14 protein-coding genes and 1 pseudogene are annotated in these 16,997 nt (G+C 57.8%); 5 read left to right on the forward strand and 10 right to left on the reverse strand.

Features of this window, described 5'->3' with window-relative positions:
- Positions 1–243: 243 nt before the first annotated feature.
- The gene (locus tag KHU29_RS20125; RefSeq protein WP_211455114.1) at positions 244–585 is read left to right on the forward strand and encodes a hypothetical protein; all 342 of its coding nucleotides are present in this window, start codon (positions 244–246) and stop codon (positions 583–585) included.
- Positions 586–627: 42 nt separating this feature from the next.
- On the opposite strand, the gene KHU29_RS20130 is transcribed toward KHU29_RS20125, so the two are convergent.
- A complete protein-coding gene (locus KHU29_RS20130; RefSeq protein WP_211455115.1) occupies positions 628–1,638 on the reverse strand; it encodes a DUF2804 domain-containing protein in 1,011 nt (336 codons plus the stop codon).
- Between the two features lie 245 nt (positions 1,639–1,883).
- Between KHU29_RS20130 and KHU29_RS20135 the strand changes: the two genes are divergently transcribed.
- Genes KHU29_RS20135 through KHU29_RS20145 form a run of 3 tightly spaced genes read left to right on the forward strand, consistent with a single transcriptional unit; the run spans position 1,884 to position 7,685 of the window.
- Entirely contained in the window at positions 1,884–3,338 is a 1,455-nt protein-coding gene (locus tag KHU29_RS20135; protein ID WP_211455116.1) for a Wadjet anti-phage system protein JetA family protein, read from the forward strand.
- On the forward strand, positions 3,325–4,065 hold the full coding sequence (locus tag KHU29_RS20140) for a DUF4194 domain-containing protein (protein WP_211455117.1): 741 nt from the start codon (positions 3,325–3,327) through the stop codon (positions 4,063–4,065). The genes KHU29_RS20135 and KHU29_RS20140 overlap by 14 nt, the downstream gene beginning before the upstream one ends.
- The gene (locus KHU29_RS20145; RefSeq protein WP_211455118.1) at positions 4,062–7,685 is read left to right on the forward strand and encodes an ATP-binding protein; all 3,624 of its coding nucleotides are present in this window, start codon (positions 4,062–4,064) and stop codon (positions 7,683–7,685) included. Before KHU29_RS20140 ends, KHU29_RS20145 begins: the two co-directional genes overlap by 4 nt.
- 115 nt (positions 7,686–7,800) lie before the next feature.
- Here the strand turns inward: KHU29_RS20145 and KHU29_RS20150 are convergent, their stop codons facing one another.
- Entirely contained in the window at positions 7,801–8,661 is an 861-nt protein-coding gene (locus tag KHU29_RS20150; RefSeq protein ID WP_211455119.1) for a GNAT family N-acetyltransferase, read from the reverse strand.
- Positions 8,662–8,858: 197 nt separating this feature from the next.
- On the opposite strand from KHU29_RS20150, the pseudogene KHU29_RS22575 reads away from it, so the two are divergent.
- Positions 8,859–9,227: pseudogene (locus KHU29_RS22575) on the forward strand (transglutaminase-like domain-containing protein); the annotation flags it as partial.
- Between the two features lie 559 nt (positions 9,228–9,786).
- On the opposite strand, the gene KHU29_RS20160 reads toward KHU29_RS22575, so the two are convergent.
- From KHU29_RS20160 to KHU29_RS20195, 8 genes are all read right to left on the reverse strand, one after another.
- Positions 9,787–10,932 (reverse strand): D-alanyl-D-alanine carboxypeptidase family protein, encoded by a 1,146-nt coding sequence (locus KHU29_RS20160; RefSeq protein WP_211455121.1) that lies wholly within the window; start codon positions 10,930–10,932, stop codon positions 9,787–9,789.
- Positions 10,933–11,140: 208 nt separating this feature from the next.
- Entirely contained in the window at positions 11,141–11,806 is a 666-nt protein-coding gene (locus KHU29_RS20165) for an alpha/beta hydrolase (protein ID WP_211455122.1), read from the reverse strand.
- A gap of 82 nt (positions 11,807–11,888) precedes the next feature.
- On the reverse strand, positions 11,889–12,209 hold the full coding sequence (locus KHU29_RS20170) for a (2Fe-2S) ferredoxin domain-containing protein (protein ID WP_211455123.1): 321 nt from the start codon (positions 12,207–12,209) through the stop codon (positions 11,889–11,891).
- A gap of 97 nt (positions 12,210–12,306) precedes the next feature.
- The gene (locus KHU29_RS20175) at positions 12,307–13,464 is read right to left on the reverse strand and encodes a VanZ family protein (RefSeq protein ID WP_211455124.1); all 1,158 of its coding nucleotides are present in this window, start codon (positions 13,462–13,464) and stop codon (positions 12,307–12,309) included.
- A complete protein-coding gene (locus KHU29_RS20180) occupies positions 13,461–14,075 on the reverse strand; it encodes an ABC-type transport auxiliary lipoprotein family protein (protein ID WP_343216081.1) in 615 nt (204 codons plus the stop codon). The genes KHU29_RS20175 and KHU29_RS20180 overlap by 4 nt, the downstream gene beginning before the upstream one ends.
- Before the next feature lie 18 nt (positions 14,076–14,093).
- Positions 14,094–15,041 (reverse strand): MlaD family protein, encoded by a 948-nt coding sequence (locus KHU29_RS20185; protein WP_211455125.1) that lies wholly within the window; start codon positions 15,039–15,041, stop codon positions 14,094–14,096.
- Positions 15,042–15,098: 57 nt separating this feature from the next.
- A complete protein-coding gene (locus KHU29_RS20190) occupies positions 15,099–15,869 on the reverse strand; it encodes an ABC transporter ATP-binding protein (protein WP_211455126.1) in 771 nt (256 codons plus the stop codon).
- Positions 15,869–16,993: an MlaE family ABC transporter permease gene (locus KHU29_RS20195; RefSeq protein ID WP_211455127.1), complete on the reverse strand. Its 1,125-nt coding sequence runs from the start codon at positions 16,991–16,993 to the stop codon at positions 15,869–15,871. The genes KHU29_RS20190 and KHU29_RS20195 overlap by 1 nt, the downstream gene beginning before the upstream one ends.
- Between the last annotated feature and the right edge of the window lie 4 nt (positions 16,994–16,997).

Here is a 16,997-nt window from a genome sequence, read left to right on the forward strand (position 1 = left end):
AGCCGGTTGCGATATCAGGGTCTGCTGGAGTGCTAATTTGTTGCTTTCGGTTGTGCATGTTGGGAACCTACCGTTGTACTCTAAATTAATCGGGTAGGTGTCTCAAGTTATATTGGCACAGGGGGTTGGCGCTTTCAGCTAGATGCACCCTCCAGGCCATTTTATAAGCATATTCGACCTCCCGCTCCTTGGCATTACTTATTTGTTGGTATAGACGCTACCGATAATGCAGACGCTGTCGTCGTGTCGGCTGTTGTCCCGTTTAAAGATGCTTCCTATATTTACACCGGAATATTGGAGGATTATGAGCTTACGGATAAAGGGGAGTTAGATCGTCTTATTCTCTCGAATACCTCTCGCCGCCGCCTTGCAGATGATCGTGACCCAGGCGACAGTTCCTCTCCTTTAGATAGCTATAGATATTTCTATCAGATTGAAGGCGATCGTTTTGTTCTCCGGGCTTCTGAATACACGACCCTCAACATCAAATATCTAGTTCTGGAGGATTCAACCGCCGACGTGGCAAGCTACAGTAGCACTTACGCTAAGTCGATCACGACTGTTGCAGTGAACGCTCTGCAATAATAGCGATACATTTTTTCCGAAATCGCGATTATTGTTGCGCCGTCACCAGCGCGAGAAATGTTCCTCGGTAACGCCCACCAAGTGCTCTACCGGGCGTGGCGCGGCATTGCGCTCCGGCTTGACCCAGCCGCTAAAACTGCCTATCGGCTGGATATAACGGGTGGCGGCGACTAGCATGTTTTTGTTTTCACGGCGCGCGCCTTCCGGCATGAATTGCAGATCGAGCAAGCCGTCGTCGGTATAGATATGCCAGGGCGCCAGCGGCGCCGCGATGTCGTACTCGAAACGTACATGGCCGAGTGCATGCAGCTGGCCGTCGAGCCAGAGTACGTTCTCGTGCTTGCCGAAATAACCGGCTTGCAGATTGAACCCGATATCCAGGCCGTGGGCCGAGGCCCAGCGCCATTCGGTATTGCGCGCCAACAAGCCGTTCGAATAATCAAAACTGGCGACGCCGCCTTCCAAAGCATAGCGCTGGCCGCCCACACGCACTTCGCCGGTGACCGGCATGCCTGGCGATTTCTGGGTGGCGTGCACCGAACCGTTGACGATCGGCCCGACCGCCAGCAGCAAGGGGGCGGCCTGGCTGGCGTCGAATTCAGCCTCCAGCTCGAATTGCTCGCATTGCAAACTAAGCTGATATTTGCCATCGCCGCCGCCAGCGGGCGGCTGATAGTCAATCCGGTTGCCGAAACAGTGGAAACGGCTAGGGCCACCCGGGTGATCGCTGACTTTGGCGCTCAGGCCCGGGATGCCATCTTGGGAAAATCCCGCAATCTGCTTGCCTTGCTGGCGGTCGAAAACATAGGCGAAAGCGGTATTGGTCCAGCCGATATCGACAATCGCGATGCCGCACAGCAGTTGCGGCGTCGACAGCGCCACGTATTGCCAGCGTTTGTGATGGAAGCGCCGCCACAGGGTGCTGCGCGCATAAGGTGCGGCCAGCGTCGACCAGTCGATCGCCCCTGTGCTGCCGGCATAGCGTCCCATGCGCGGCTGGCCATCGGCATCGATGACATTGGCGGGAGCAGCTGGCAGGGATCGAGAAATCATGTGGAGCGATAGGGCGTTAGTGAGTATTGATGAGCATCCGGTAGCTTTCAACGTCAGGTCGCGCAGCATCCGGCTTTCTGTCCGCTGTCCTGGACCTGTTCGTGATAGCGTGCGCTACCCTTTACAATGGCGGGTTGGGTATTGATTTTTACACACACAGTCGTCAAAAGCACCATTTAACGCCAATATCCGATATATTTTCGTTTTTACAACATTGTGCAACATCACTACTGCAGGCAACCCGATTGTTTTTTGAACCAGACCGACTTAATTTTTTCAGGCCGCTTGCCGGCAAGCACCGCGGCGTAGTGGTGGCTTGCGTGCGCGCGCTGTATGAGCGGCTGCATGGCCCCAGTGCCGATTACGGCCAGAACCTGACGCGTGACGGCATGCGCGATCTGCTGTTGCCGGTGGTGCAACAGTCGCGCCAGATTTTGCTGATGCAAGACGAAGTAGCAGGGGCGGCCGCAGGCGCCGAGCTGGCCGACGACGATTTCATTCCCGCCGGCGCCGACGATCAGCAAAGCAGCAGCGCGCTGTTGCGCACCTTGCTCCGGGACGGCTGGCTGGAGACCTTCGGTGATCGCGCCGGGCTGGTTACCGCCTACCGCTTTACGCGCGCCGGCAAGCTGTTCGCCGAAGCGTTCTGGGCGATAGACCGGCGCAGCGCCCGTACCCGTCAGCGCAACGTCCGCAGTTGCCGCAATGCGCTCAATGCAGCGCTACGCAATGTCGATGCCTACGATTTGATCGATGCCTACGACTATGCCGAGAAAGTCATCAGCGACTTGTCCGAAGGTGTCGACTATTTCCAGGAACTGGTGCGGCGTCTGATGCTGGAAGCATCGCAAACGCCGTGGGACGGTTTCATGGAATTTCTTGACCGTTTCGAAAAGGAATTCAAGAAGCAGCTGACCGCCGACAGCATAGAGCGTCATCGGCAAGCCATCCGCGATGTGATCGCCCGTTTGCATAGCCTGGAAGAGGATAAGTCGCGGGCGCTGGAAGAGCAGCTTAACGATATCGCGCGCTGGGCCAGCCAGGAGCGGCAGGGGCCGTCGACGCTGGACTGGATGCTGGATCGCATCGAAGAAATGGTGGAAGCGGCTTGCACCACCAAACATCCGGAGCTGATCAAGGCCATGAGCGTCTACATGCAACGCGCCGCCAGCATCGTGCAGCAAGCGTTGATGCTGCGCGGCGGCCAGACCCGGCAAGCCTATAGCGTGGCCATCAGCAAGACCGCCAAACTCAGTGGCGCTGCGCAGGACGCTTTGCTGGAACGTCTCGGCGCCGCCATCGCGCCGGCTGAAATCCGCTTGCTCGATCCATCCGGATTCAAGCTGCGCAGCGCCTCGCAACGGCGCAAGGCACTGACCGTGACGGCCCAACCGAAAGTGACGCGCGACGCCAGGCTGGCGGCCGCCATGTATCGCGCCGAAGCGGACGCCTTCGCCTTGTCCAACGACGACATCGTGCATCGCATCCGCGCCGAATTGCGCTTGCGCGACCGGCCGATCCGCCTGTCGACCCTACCGGCGGCGACCACCACCGATGTTCTCAACAATATGCAAGTGGTAGAAGCCGTGCGCGGTGCTCGCGACGAGCGGCTGACCGTGCAGAAATTGCCGAGCAAACTCTGGAATGAGTTTTATGCCGGCGACGATTATCAGATCGAGATGAAACATGACACTGAATGAAACACTGAACGAACAACTGGCATTGCACAATCTGTCGCTGGAGCGGTTTCGCGAAATCGTCGGCCGTTTATTTGCAGCCGGCATCGTGATCCGCGAAGAGGACGGTGTCGAGCAGCGCTTGTACGACGATGCGCGCCGGATTGAAATCTGCCTGAGCGACTATTTCCAGCTTGGCGGTTTTCGCCTGGAACACAATCTTAAAGGTGAATTTTTCCGCCTGTATGCGCCCGGCGCCGAAGTGCCCGGCATGCCAGAAGACGGCCTGGAACCGGTGCCTGGCTTGCGCGCCCGGCTATCGCCGGATTTTGTCGCTGCGGCGCTGGCGCTGCGCTTTCAGTATCAGCAAGGTTTGTCGGAGGGCGGTAACCGGCTGACGGATTCGGGTGAGGTACTGACGCGCTTTGAAGAACTGTCGGCCACGCTGCAGACACAATTGAAACGCGCCCTGCCGCCGACTAATATCGAACGGCAACGTCTGCTCAACGATCTCAAGCGGCATCGGCTGATTCGTTTAGCGGCGAATTTTTCCATGGATGATGAGGACGCGTTGCTGGCGATCCGGCCGACGATCCTGGGCATCATCAGCGACGACATGCTGGAAGCTGCGCTGGAATCGGAACCGCTGCAGGCGGGAGCTGAAGTAGAAGTCGAGGCGGAGCAGGCCAGCATGCAAGGTGTGGTGGAACTGATGACGGAAGAAGAAAGCATTGAAGGAAACATCGAATGAAGCTGGATAAACTGATCCTGGTGAACTGGGGCGCCTTGCGCTCGCAAGAGTACCCGATGGGCAATATGACTTTGCTGACCGGCCCCACCGGTTCCGGCAAATCGACCATGCTGGATGCTTTGCAAACCGTGATGACTGCCGTTTATCAAAATATTTTCAGCTACAACCCGGGGCAGGATGAAACCACCCAAGGTGCGCGCAACGGCAAGACCAAGCGTACCTTGTGGTCCTACATCGTCGGCGCCGAGGATAACCTGTTTGCCCGTCCCAACGGTGCGCACGGCTATATCGCTGCGGTTTTCAAACCGAGCGAAGGCGAAGAAGGACGCGAGTTCACTGCTTTGGTGGCGGCGTCGGCCCGGGTCGATGGCGCCGGCGAGCGTCGTCAGGCGGTATCGGAACGGCTGGCGTTGCTGATCATCGACGGCGTTGCGCTGCAGCTGGGCGATCTGACTTCGACCGAGATCGACGGCGGCATGGCGGTGGTTGCGGTCGAAAAGATCGAACATCATCTTGCCGGAAAATACCGCGGCATCACCAATTTCCGCGATAGCAAGCGCGAGTATCTTTGTCAGTTGTACGGTCGCTTCCGCGGTCAGAAAACGGTCTCTTTCGCTGAAGCCGAAAGCGCCGCCAGGGCCTGGAGCCAGTCGATAGCGCACAAACCAATCGGCAGCGTCGACGACTTGGTAAAGCACCAGATCCTGGAACTCGACACCACGCAACTGTCGCAGCGTATCGGCCAGATCAGCAAGCTGATGCGGCAGGTGAACGAGTTGCGCAAGGAAGGCGAGCGCCTGACTGACAACGTCAAGCGCCTGGAAGTGCTGGGCAAAGCCGTCAGCGATACTGCGCGCGCGCACCAATCGGCAAGCCAGTCGCAGTTGCTGGTATCGTCGCTGGCTTTGCGTGAAGACCAACGACAGTTGGAAGCGGCGACTGCCGCCATCGATGGCCTGCAAGCGTTGATCGACGATGAAACCGAGAGCGCCGATAAGCTGGAACAGGATCGCGCTGCCAAGAACCGTAGCCTGACGCAGATTCATGCGCAGATGATGGGTATTCCTGCCGCCGAACAAAAGACCCGGATTCAAAACCAGATCGAGCAGAACGACGGCAAGATTAAAGCTGTGTTCAATGTGCTTCAGCACAATGCGCTGGCCGCGCAGAAACTGGAAACTGCGGCGCGCGACGTGGCAGGCATGCAGATTCCATCGGAACAAAAGGAGATTGCCGATGCCGCCCGCCAGGTAGTGCTGGCGCTGTCGGCTGCCGGGACACTGGATCTCGCCGCGCATCTGCGTAGCATTGCCGAACTGGCCAAGGCCGATGAAGTAGACGTGCTGAAGTCGCTGATGTTGGTCAATGACTTTGAAGGCGTCGACGCCGCCCTGGGAAAACTGCACGGCGCGTTGGCGGGTACCGAACACAGTTTCGTGTCGGCCCTGCACACCCAGATTGCGCAATTGCGCGCAGCCGAGCACGAAGCCTTGCGCCGCGAGAAGGATGCCGCCTCACGCAAAGCCAACCTGGCCGAAGGCGGCGCCGACTATCCGGCGCATATCCGCCACGCGCTGAAAGAATTCCGCTCAGAGCTGGGCGCTGCACGGGCTCAGGTGCTGTGCGATCTGGTAGAGCCGATGTCGGCCGACTGGCAAGCGGCGATCGAAGGCTACCTGGGTGGCGCGCGTTTCAACCTGGTGGTGGATCAGGCGTGGGAAGGCAAAGCTATCGATTTCGTGCGCCAGAAAAAACTGCGCGCCAATGTGATTCAAGGCAGCTTCTGCCTGAAGCACCTGAAAATCGAAAGAACCCCCAGCGACTCCATCGTTCACGAACTCAGCACCGAGCATCCGATTGCCCAGGCTTATCTGCACGAGCAGTTCGGGCAGGTGGTCAAGGTGGCCGATACCGAAGCCCTGCGCCATACTTCGCGCGGTTTGACCAAGGACGGCAAAGGCAGCGGCTCGCGCACCATGTTCACCGCCGATGCCGATCTGCTGGTATTCGGCCAGGAAGCCAAACGGCTCGCCAAGCAGCGCGCCGAGCAAGAACATGTGCAAGCAGAGCGAGAGTTGACACAGATACGCGCCCAGTTACGTGACCTGCAGGGCGCGCTGGCCATGATGGGGCAATTGCAATGCCCATCCTTTGCCGCAATCGACGAACTGGAAAATCTGGTGCGCGAGCTTGATGGAGCACGCCAGGATTTGAGCCGGCTCGATTTGACCGAGGTCAGCAAACTGGAAGATGAAGCGGAAGCATTGGGCCTCGAGATCGCCGGCCTGGAAGCGCGTAAGACCGCTTGCAGCAAAAATATCGGCGGTCACGAAAAATCCATACAAGGTCATCAGGCCAGCATTACCAAGCTGAATCTGGGTATGGCCGCCAAACAAAACCGGGTCGATGGCGATACCGGAAAACTGCGTGACCTGTGTATCGTCAACGGCAGCTTGTCCTTCACTGCGCTCACTGACGAAGTCGCTACCTGGGTTAGCGAAGGAAGTTATTCGTCATTCAAGGCGTCTGACAATGTCGCCAAACAAACCGCGCTCAGTTGGCAACTATACGGCGATGCACGCAATGCGCTGGGCGAATATCACGCCCACGCGCGTATCGACGAACGTTTTGAAGTCGCGCAGGGCGAAGATTTGCGCGACGGCGATTTCACGCCGCTTTACGCAATGATGGTGACCTTGCAAGACCGTACCCGAGCCCAGCTGACGCGGCAAAAGGATATCGGCCTGATCAAGAACCTGGAGCAGCTGCGCACTGCGGAATCGTCGTTTAACGATGTATTCACCAAGCAGTTCTGCTACGAAATACGGAACGCTGTCGATACCGGTGTGCGCACCTTGAAAACGCTCAACATCGAACTCGACAAGCTCAAGTTCGGCACCGATAAATTCCGCATCGACTGGTCGGAGTGGGTGCCGGAATTCAAGGCCTATTACGACTTCTTCTGCGCCACTTCGGAAATGTCGGATACGCAAGAGGCTAGCAGTTTGTTTGCCGATCCCGTGTTAAGTGCGGATAACTGCCTGGTGCGCGATCGCCTGGTGCAATTGCTGTTGTCTGACGATGAAGACAAGGCGGTCAAGGAGTTGCAACGGGTTGCCGATTATCGCAATTACCGGCGCTACGAAATCTACAAGGAATCCGATACCGGTTCGCACGTGCGCTTGTCGGAGTGGGGCACCGGCTCCGGCGGCCAGCTGGAGACACCGGCTTACATCATCCATGCGGCGGTTGTCACCAATCGTCTCAAGCGTTTCGAGAAGGGCAACAGCCTGCATTTGCTGGTCAACGATGAATCGTTCGCCAAGATGGACGAAGGACGCGCACGCGATGTCTTGAAGTTCCTGCGCGATAACCTCGGCATGCAGTTGATCTGCGCCATGCCGACCAAACACGCCGGCGCGATCAAACCGGAGTTCTCGCGCGAATGGAGTTTCAGCCGTACTGTGGCGGATGGCAACGGCGAAGTCGGTTTCGTGTCGGAATCGGATGAACGTGAATTGCGTTCGGATAAATTGCGTGAATTGTGGGAGCTGCGGCGGGCGCAGGTGCGCGAGCAGGCGCAGATTAATTTCGAGGCGGCTGAGCAGGCGGTAGCTTGAGTGCGCCGCTCTGGCTAGAGTCACCAGAGATGCTTTTGAAAACCTGTTCCAACCGGCTCGAAACGGCCAAATTGCGACCTTCACGTTTTGGCATATGCTGCCAGATCACAATTGACTAAAGCCCGATTTCATATACCGTCCGGCGTGTCGCAATTTCGCTAAACCCCAATTTCTGATGCAATCGCATCGAGGCCATATTGGTACTGGCCACCAATGCACGCATCTCGCTGCAACCCCGTGCAGTCAAAGCCGCAGCTGCAATATGGTAGAGCGTGGCCGCCAGGTTCCGGCCTCGCCAACCGGAACGCACGCCTACCGCTTCGACGCTATTCCCGCAAATCAACGAGAACGCCTGATACTCGCCAGTTTCATCGGCTAATATCCGGCCCGCCTGCCGGTCGCCTTCGCTCCATTCCTCACGAATCACATTTATTTCAGGAACCGGCGAATTCGGGACGTCGGCGAAGGTTTCGGCATAACAGGCCCGCATTTGACTCCAGTCGATTTGATCAAAGTGGACAGCATGCAAACCCGCTGGCAGTTCCGACGGATTGGCGAGCGGTAGTCGTAAAGCGAAGCTGGCAAATTCAAACAGCGGAGTAAAACCTGCCGCCTTGAGAGCTTCGTGTTTGGCAAATTCAGATGCATGGGCGCTAATGCGCAAGCGTCGCGCCCCCGAGGATCGTACTTTTTCGCTTACAGCCATAATCAGGCTTTCCGCAACTTCAACATCGGCGGCGACGACCGGCGAACCATAGGCACAGCCATCTGCCGCTATACCTAGCGTAACCCAGCCGGCGCAGCCGGCCACCACATCGCCGCGCCAGGCGAGGATGGCTTGGCGTCCATGCCCGCGCGCTGAATCTTGCAAGTCGTGATCCAACCGTGCACGGACCTGCGGGGGCAATTGCTGATCCTGCAGGAATTGCAAGGCGGGGATTGCTTCGGGTTGAAGGGAAGTGATTTTTGGCGTCATGTCAGCAATAATAATTGTCGTTCATGTTTGTTGAATTCCAGTTGATGAAGAAGTCTCGGCGCACTCCCGCAGTTTCCCATTTAGCGGCTGTTCTGCGTTACATTATCCGGATTATTTTTGCCGCGCCTGTGAGCATTGTGTAGCAATTGCCGAACCAGCTAAATGAAAGGATTCTCTTGTTTTCGCATACTCCTGAATTGAATCGATATCTGGCGTTCAGCAGCTACATTGACGGTGACCATCCGGCAGTCGCCAGCCAGGCCCGGATCCTGGCTGCAGGCTGCACGTCCGAGGACGCAGTGGTGCAAAACTGCTTTGAGTTCGTGCGCGACAAGATCAAGCACAGTTGGGATTTCAAGCTCAATCCTGTGACCTGCCGCGCCTCTGACGTACTAATCCATGGGACCGGTTTTTGTTACGCCAAAAGCCATCTGCTGGCGGCGCTATTGCGCAGTAATGGCATTCCGGCAGGGCTTTGCTATCAGCGTTTGTCGGTGGGCATGGAAGGGCCGCCGTTTTGCCTGCATGGATTGAATGCGGTCTATTTGAAAAACCATGGCTGGTACCGGATTGATGCAAGAGGCAACAAGGCCGGAGTCGATGCGCGATTTACCCCGCCATTGGAGAGATTGGCGTTTCCTGTTCTGGCTGAACAGGAAAGGGACTTGCCGGAAATCTGGGAAGAGCCTTTGCCTCTGGTCGTCAATACATTGTTAGCGTATTCGTCGGTCCAGGAGGTTGCAGAGAATCTTCCCGATATTGAATTGATTTCCTCACAGTGAGTTGGCGCTCATGCATTCATTTTGCTTACACCCACTGGACCCTCCAAACGAAAGGAATCCCGTTGTTTGCTCAAATCCTTGTATTGAAAATGTTACGCCGGACTGCTCGCGCCTTGCTGGTCGGCGGCGCCATGACGGCGGCCGCTAGCGCAGCGCCGGTTGCAAACGCTCATTGCCTGACTGAGTGCAAGCCACGCATCGGCATCGTTTCCGCGTTCGGCGCCGAGACTGATATCTTAAATGATTCTTGGTAAAAAAAATGACAGCCGCAGCTATCATTTTTTGATGGGACCGGTCAGGTTCGTCGCGCTTATATAAGCCTTATTTAAACCTGATTTAAAGTTTATTTAAACAGCAAACGCAGCGAATCCCACGCACGGCCGAAGATGGTGGCCTGGTTCACATCCTCCAGCGCCACTACCGGGAACTCGGCAATGGTCTTGCCGTCGGCGTTCACCTTGACTGTGCCGACCTTGGCGTTTTGCTGGATCGGAGCGATCAACGGGTCCGTGCGTTCCAGCACTGGCTTGATCTTGTCGGCGATGCCCTTAGGCACGGTCACGTAGACATCATGCGTGAAGCCGATCTTGATCTGGTTCTTGGCGCCTTTCCAGACTCGCGGTGTATCTACAGTCTGGCCCTTGCCGTACAGCTTGACGGCGTCGAAATTCTGGTAGCCCCAGTTCAGCAGCTTTTGCGCTTCCTGAGTGCGGGTGCCATCGGAATTGGTGCCGATCACAACGGCCAGCAAGCGGCGGTCGCCGCCGACATTCGGACGCTTGGCGCTGGCGATGATGGAGTAGCCGGCGCTGCTGGTGTGGCCGGTCTTCATGCCGTCCACGGTCGGGTCCGACCACAACAGGCGGTTGCGGTTAGGCTGGGTGATCTTGTTGTAGGTGTATTTCTTGGTCGAGTCGATTTTGTAGAACTCAGGGAAATCGATGATCACGCGGGACGCCAGCGTCGCCATATCGCGCGCTGTGGAATACGTGTCGGCGCTTGGCAAACCGTGCGGATTGCCGAAATGGGTATTTTTCATGCCCATGCGCTCGGCTTCGTGGTTCATCAGCGCAACGAAAGAATCTTCGGTACCTGCGACTGCTTCTGCCAACGCTATCGCGGCGTCGTTACCCGATACCACCATCAAACCGTACAGCAAGTCGTTGATCGATACCGGCGTTGCTGGATCGATAAACATTTTCGAGCTGCTTGGATCGACCTTCCAGGCACGCACGGACACGGTGACCATCTGGTCGAGGGTAACTTTTTTGTCCTTGAGCGCATCGAAAACCACATATGCGGTCATGACCTTGGCCAGCGACGCCGGTTCGATGCGCATGTCAGGATCTTGCGACGCGATCACCTGGTTGCTGGTGGCGTCGAGCAGCAGCCAGGATTTGGCGGCCACTGTCGGCGACGGCAATGTCTGGGCAAAGGCTACGGATATGGAAAGGACGGTTGCAGCGAGCGCCGCGAGTATTTTTTTCATGGAGTATCTAGTAATGAAATCAGTAGCAATAAACCTGCATCATGAGAACAACAACTGTGGTCATTGAGCAACTTTATGTGCATAACGGGTTGAAAAATGCGTAAGCAGAGCGGCAAGCAAACCACCGCATACAACCATGCCGACAGAATTATAGCGCCACCACTGCTCCAACCGGCTTATGAATGCTGCTAGCACGCTTGCAGCGCTTTCAGCGATGCCACATTTCGACCATGAGACTCTTGATATGTTGCAGTCGGCGATGAAAAAAATGATCGGCGCCGGGAATCACGATTACCGGGATGTCTTGCGGGCGTGCCCATTCGAACACGGCGGTAAGCGGAATCGTGTCGTCCAGCTCGCCATGAATCAGGATGCTGTTGGCCGGCACGGTCGGCATCGGCCACTTGCCGGCGGCTGTGCCTACCAGCACCAGCCGTTCGGCGGCCGTGCCCGCTCCCGCTCCAGTTTCCGCTCCAGCAGTGGCTCCGATCAAGCGCTGCTGTAGTTGCGCCTGTACGAAAGTGCCGAATGAAAAGCCGCCGAGGGCTAGCGGCAGATCGGGATATTGCTGGCGCATGTGGGCAAGCAGCAAAGCCATGTCGTCGGCCTCGCCGCGGCCTTCGTCGTGTACGCCGTCGGATTTGCCGACACCACGGAAATTCATCCGCACAGTGACATAGCCCAGCGCCAGGAAACCGCGCGCCAGCGTGTGCACCACCTTGTTATCCATGGTGCCGCCGAACAGGGGATGAGGATGGGCGACCAGCGCCAGTCCGCGCGGTAGGGCAAAGGTGTCGGAATCAGGCAGGTCGAGTGCGCATTCGAGTTGGCCGACAGCGCCGGCGATGAAGAAGGGGAGCGTTTGGGCGTTCATTGAATCGATTCGAGGTGATGAAGACTGGGGGTGCTTATGTTGCGTTTATATTGCGTTCTGGCTGCGGTTTGGCCGGAATTGATCAGATTTTCAGACGCTCGACAATCTTCCCGCCGATTATATGGACGTCGATGATTTCGTCGATATCTTCATTGTCAACGTAGGTGTACCAGACGCCTTCCGGATAAATCACCATTGCCGGCCCTTGTTCGCAGCGCTCGAGGCAGCCGGCTTTATTGATCCGCACCTTGCCTTCGCCGGCCAGGCCCAGTTGCTTGATACGACGCTTGGCGTGTTCCTGCGCCGCCTGGGCACCGCTGTTGGCGCAACAAACCCGGTCGCCCGGGGGGCGCTGGTTCAGGCAAAAAAATACGTGGTGTTCGTAAAACGGTTTATCGCTCATTGCAATATTCTGGAATAGGGTTGGTTACGGGTTGCTTATGTGCTGGCTATAAGCAGGAATCATACACCGTCGGCGTTTTTTGGTTGCGACGGGCGGGCTAACGCGAGTCGCGCGGCGGCTGCTGGCGCCGCCGCTTATGCATCGGATGAAACAGGAACCACAGCGTACAGAATGGCCATAACAAAGCCAGGAACTGGGCGACGCCGTTGAAATTCAGGAATTTTCCCTGTGTCCAGGTTTGTAAGGTTTCGGTGTAATACGGGTTGTCGGGCATGATATTGACCAGCAATAAAGCCATGATCAGGGTCAGCGCGGCCAGGCGGCGTTGCGCCAGCTGCGGCGCGTAGGCCAGACCGCTCAGCATGAGAGCGCCGATCAGCAAGCCGCCGAACGAGCCCGGGGTCAGCCAGACGAAGGCATTGTCTGGCGCAAACAACAGTGCTGTCGCCAGCGCCTTGGTCATCAGCGCGACAAACACCAGCAGCAACGTCAACGGCAGCTTCGGCGCATGCTGGCGCAGCAGGATCAGGAAGGTCAGGGCGGCGCCGGTCAGGCCGCAAGCGGTGATGATGGTTTCGGTCAGCCAGTATTGGGCGGCGGTGAATCGCACGTCATTGGTAAACCAGGCTTGCAGATCGACGGGTTCTTCCAGCAGGTCGGACAGCCAGGTGGATAGCATGGAGGTGAACTGGCCAAAGCCGAACAGATGGCTGAGCGGGTAAATTTGCGCCAGCGGCCATAGCGCTACCACCACCATGCCCTGGCTGGCTTCACGGTTGAACCAGTGCTCGCGCAGCTGCAACAGGCGGCTGTCAGGGCCGAAGCGTGGCCGCAGGATGGCGCCTAGCACCGCGCCGAGCAAGGCGCCGGCGCTATTGGTCATCAGATCCAGGTTGGAGGCGACGCGCGTCGGCAAGAACGTCTGCACCGCTTCCATGGTGCCGGAGATCAGGATCCCCGCCAAGGTTGCCAGCAGTACCGCCCAATACGGCGACCAGCGGCGCCAGCGTGGCAACGACAGCACCATCAGCATGCCTAGCGGCAGATAGCCGGCCACATTGGTCCAGACATCGAACACAGTCCAGTAATGCGGCAATGGCGCGGTCAGATAGGCGAAGGCGGTCAAGCCGATATCGCGCCAGCCGGCAAACGGATACCAGCTGGCGTAGACGATCAGCAGCAAGTAAATCAGCAGGCTGACGCGAGCAAACGATGATGCGGTAGAGGTGTTTGTGGGGATTACTTGTCGGGTCATTGTTTTTTCGGCGCTACTGTTGCCAGCCAGCTCATCAGATCGTCAATCACGCCATCGTTGGCAGCGACAAAAGCGCTGGCGGCGCCGGCGGCGTCGGCGCTGGGAGTCGCCACCTGGCGGTTAAAACTTTTTTGCGCCAGCAGTACCCGGCCATTGAACAGCGAGGCGCGTATTTGCAGCGTCGCCAGGCTGTGCGACGGCGTGTCGAAGGTTTGCGTGAAGTCATCCAGGTCGATCCGCAGCAACGGAACATTGAGCGCCGCATCCGACATCGCCAGCACCGTACCGCCAGCCTGGGCCACGCGCGTTTTCAGGCGCTGCTGAAACAGTTGCGCCGGCGGCATGGTCCAGCGGCTGTTGGCGTAGGGGCGCGGTTGCTGCTGGTTGGCGTAGGCCAGGCGGAAGTACATCATGTTGTTGTCCAGCCAGGCAGGCGCATTGACATCGGCCAGGCTGATCGCGGGCAAGGCAGATGCTGCTGTGGGGGCAGCAGTGGCCGGCAGCAGGCCCAGATCGTATTGGGTCGGTGCGTCGACCTTGCTGGCGCAGCCGGCGACCAGGGCAATCGCAACTAAAGTCGACAGGGTTTTCAGGATAACGGTCATGGTCATGGCGGGCCTTTAAAGATTTTATTTTTCTGGAGCAACAAAACCCGCTTCCCCGGGTCCGGGAGGCAGGGCCTTACTGCCAAACAGAATGCTTTGCGGCTGCTGGTTGAGATGGTCCAGTGTCTGGTTCAGCGCGCGCATCGATGAGCGCGCTTCCGTGGTCAGGGTATTGAAACGCGGCAGCGTATCGTATTCGACGCCGTTGGCGACCGAGCCGATGTTTTGCACCGCACTGCCCAGATTGGCGACAGCGCCGTCCGGCCCTTGCAGGCTGGCGGTCAGGGTATTCAGGTTTTTGCTGAGCACGGTCATATTGTTAGAGAGTGCCGTGACCGACGCCAGCGCCTGGTTCAGTTGACCGGTCAGGACCGGCAACTGGCGCAAGGTCGGCTGCAACTGCTGCGGAATGCCGCGGTATTCAACGGCGGTCTGGCTGACATCACTGAATGCTTTCAGCATGGTTTTCTGATTTTCGGAGTCCAGCAAGCCGTTCAGTTTGTCGACCATCTCGTTGGCGCGCGACAAGATCACCGCACCTTTGGTCTGCAGATTGTCGAACAGGCTTGGGCGCAATTCTATGCGCGCCAGGTGTTGCTTGCTGCTTTCGAGCTTGAGCGGCTTGCTGCCGTCGTCGTCCAGCTGGATGTAGGCAATCCCGGTCACTCCCTGATAGCCCAAGGTGGCATAGGTGGATTGCGTCATCGGCGTGTCTGGATTGATCTTGATCTTGATCAGGATCTGGCCCGGCGACTTGGGATCGAAGGTGATCCCCTCAACCTTGCCGGCATCCAGGCCGCGATAGCGGACATCGGCTTGCGGATTGAGTCCCGGCACCGACAACTTGGTGGCGATCTCGTAAGGAATCCGTTCCACCCGGTCGCTGTTGAACCACATGACGCCGAACAGCGCCGCGATCAGCAAGGCGACCGTGAACAATCCGGCAATCAGGGCGTGCGCTTTGTTTTCCATAAGTTTTCCTGTCTACGCTTTCCGCACTTTATCTGCATTGTTTGCATTATTTGCATATCACCCGCACGTGTCGTGCTCAAAACGGTTGGCGGTGAGAAAAAATGTTTCAATAAACGGATGGCGTACTTGCATGACGCGCTCCGGTGTGTCGTAGGCGATCACGTGTTTGTCTGCCAGCACCGCAATCTTGGTCGACAAGGCCAGCAACGGCTCCAGGTCATGGGTGATCATCACTACGGTCAAGCGCATGTCTTTGTGCAGCGACCGGATCAGTTCGATAAAGGCGGCCGACGATGCCGGATCGAGCCCGGCCGTGGGCTCGTCGAGAAACAGCAATTCCGGTTCCAGCGCCAACGCTCGGGCCAACGCCACCCGCTTGATCATGCCGCCGGAGAGATCGGATGGCATTTTGAGCGCGTGTTCAGGGCCAATCCCGGCCATCTGCAGCTTGAGCAATGCCGCGTCCCTGATCAACTGATCCGGCAAGGCGCGCAGCTCGCGCATCGGCAACGCGACATTGTCCAGCACCGTCAATGCAGAAAACAAGGCGCCTTGCTGAAACAACATGCCCCAGCGATTTTGCAGCGCATACATTTGTTCGACATCGGCCTGGCTGATATCGGTGCCGAACACCGTCACCTTACCCTTGGTCGGCCGGTTCAGCCCCAATACCTGCCGCACCAGCGTGGTCTTGCCGGAACCGGAGCCGCCCACCAGGCCGACGATTTCGCCGGCGTCGATGCGCAGATCCAGATCCTGGTGAATCACCGTCTGGCCGAACTGGGTCCAGAGCTTGTCGATTTCGATGACGGGTGTTTGCTCAGCCATCAGAATCCCACGCCGCTGAAAATAATCGCAAACACGGCGTCGGCGACGATGACGATGGTGATCGCAGTCACTACCGAAGTGGTGGTGCCACGTCCCAGGCTTTCCGTGTTGGGTTCGATGCGCAGGCCGAAATAGCAGGCCACCATCGCAATCAAGCCGCCGAACACTGCGCCTTTGGCGAGGCCGATCAGATAATTGGGCAACGGTACCGCATTCGGTAACTGTTGCAGGAAATAGGTGGGCGACAAACCCAGTTGCAATTGCGCGGCTACCATTCCGCCCAAGAGTGCAATGGCATCGGTCCAGATCACCAGCAAAGGCATTGCCACCAGCAACGCCAGCACCCGCGGCAACACCAGCCTGAAGCCATGCGGCAAGCCCATCACCAGCATCGCATCGAGTTCTTCGGTGACGCGCATCACGCCCAGTTGCGCAGTGATCGCCGAGCCGGAGCGGCCGGCCACCAGGATCGCGGCCAGCAACGGCCCCAGTTCGCGGATGATGCTCATGCCGAGGATATTCACCAGGTAGATATCGCCGCCAAAAGTGTGTAGTTGTTGTGCCGATAAAAACGACAGCACCACGCCGATCAGGAAACCGACCAACGCGGTAATTCCCAATGCCTGGTAGCCGACATGATAGACATTGGCGGAAATCTCTTTCCAGGGCGCGCGCTGCGGCACTTGCGTCATGCGCAGGAAATCCAGCACCAGTTGTCCCAGCAGGGTGATAAAGCCGGTCACGTGATCCAGGGCAGCGGTGCCCATGTCGTAGATGGCATTGAACATGCGGCGCCGTGGTGGCTTGGGCGGCAATGCCAACGTGCCGGCGCTGGCCAGGCGCTGGAAGAAATCGCGGTGTTGCGGCGCTACAGTTAATTGTTGCGGACGCGTTTTACCCCAGGCGTTCCACAATAATTGCGCGCCGATATGATCCAGTGTGCCGATATCCGACAAGTCCCAGCGCAGTGGGTCGGTCTGCCTGGACAATGTTCTCAATTTGGCTTGCAGCGCCTTGATCACCCCCGGCCGCGTCAAGGCATGCACCTGCCAGTCGCCGCGCGCGGCAACCAGGCTGCCATCTTTAATATCGAGCACGGGAGTGGTGGTGTCTGGATTCGGCATCGCA

Source organism: Collimonas antrihumi (assembly GCF_018304965.1).
GTDB classification, from domain to species: domain Bacteria; phylum Pseudomonadota; class Gammaproteobacteria; order Burkholderiales; family Burkholderiaceae_D; genus Collimonas; species Collimonas antrihumi.

What these genes read in the sequence shown, in the direction of transcription:
- KHU29_RS20130 (WP_211455115.1), bottom strand. Translation starts at nt 1,638, where the DNA reads ATGATTTCTCGATCCCTGCCAGCTGCTCCCGCCAATGTCATCGATGCC.
- KHU29_RS20140 (WP_211455117.1), top strand. Translation starts at nt 3,325, where the DNA reads ATGACACTGAATGAAACACTGAACGAACAACTGGCATTGCACAATCTG.
- KHU29_RS20145 (WP_211455118.1), top strand. Translation starts at nt 4,062, where the DNA reads ATGAAGCTGGATAAACTGATCCTGGTGAACTGGGGCGCCTTGCGCTCG.
- KHU29_RS20150 (WP_211455119.1), bottom strand. Translation starts at nt 8,661, where the DNA reads ATGACGCCAAAAATCACTTCCCTTCAACCCGAAGCAATCCCCGCCTTG.
- KHU29_RS20160 (WP_211455121.1), bottom strand. Translation starts at nt 10,932, where the DNA reads ATGAAAAAAATACTCGCGGCGCTCGCTGCAACCGTCCTTTCCATATCC.
- KHU29_RS20165 (WP_211455122.1), bottom strand. Translation starts at nt 11,806, where the DNA reads ATGAACGCCCAAACGCTCCCCTTCTTCATCGCCGGCGCTGTCGGCCAA.
- KHU29_RS20170 (WP_211455123.1), bottom strand. Translation starts at nt 12,209, where the DNA reads ATGAGCGATAAACCGTTTTACGAACACCACGTATTTTTTTGCCTGAAC.
- KHU29_RS20175 (WP_211455124.1), bottom strand. Translation starts at nt 13,464, where the DNA reads ATGACCCGACAAGTAATCCCCACAAACACCTCTACCGCATCATCGTTT.
- KHU29_RS20180 (WP_343216081.1), bottom strand. Translation starts at nt 14,075, where the DNA reads ATGACCATGACCGTTATCCTGAAAACCCTGTCGACTTTAGTTGCGATT.
- KHU29_RS20185 (WP_211455125.1), bottom strand. Translation starts at nt 15,041, where the DNA reads ATGGAAAACAAAGCGCACGCCCTGATTGCCGGATTGTTCACGGTCGCC.
- KHU29_RS20190 (WP_211455126.1), bottom strand. Translation starts at nt 15,869, where the DNA reads ATGGCTGAGCAAACACCCGTCATCGAAATCGACAAGCTCTGGACCCAG.
- KHU29_RS20195 (WP_211455127.1), bottom strand. Translation starts at nt 16,993, where the DNA reads ATGCCGAATCCAGACACCACCACTCCCGTGCTCGATATTAAAGATGGC.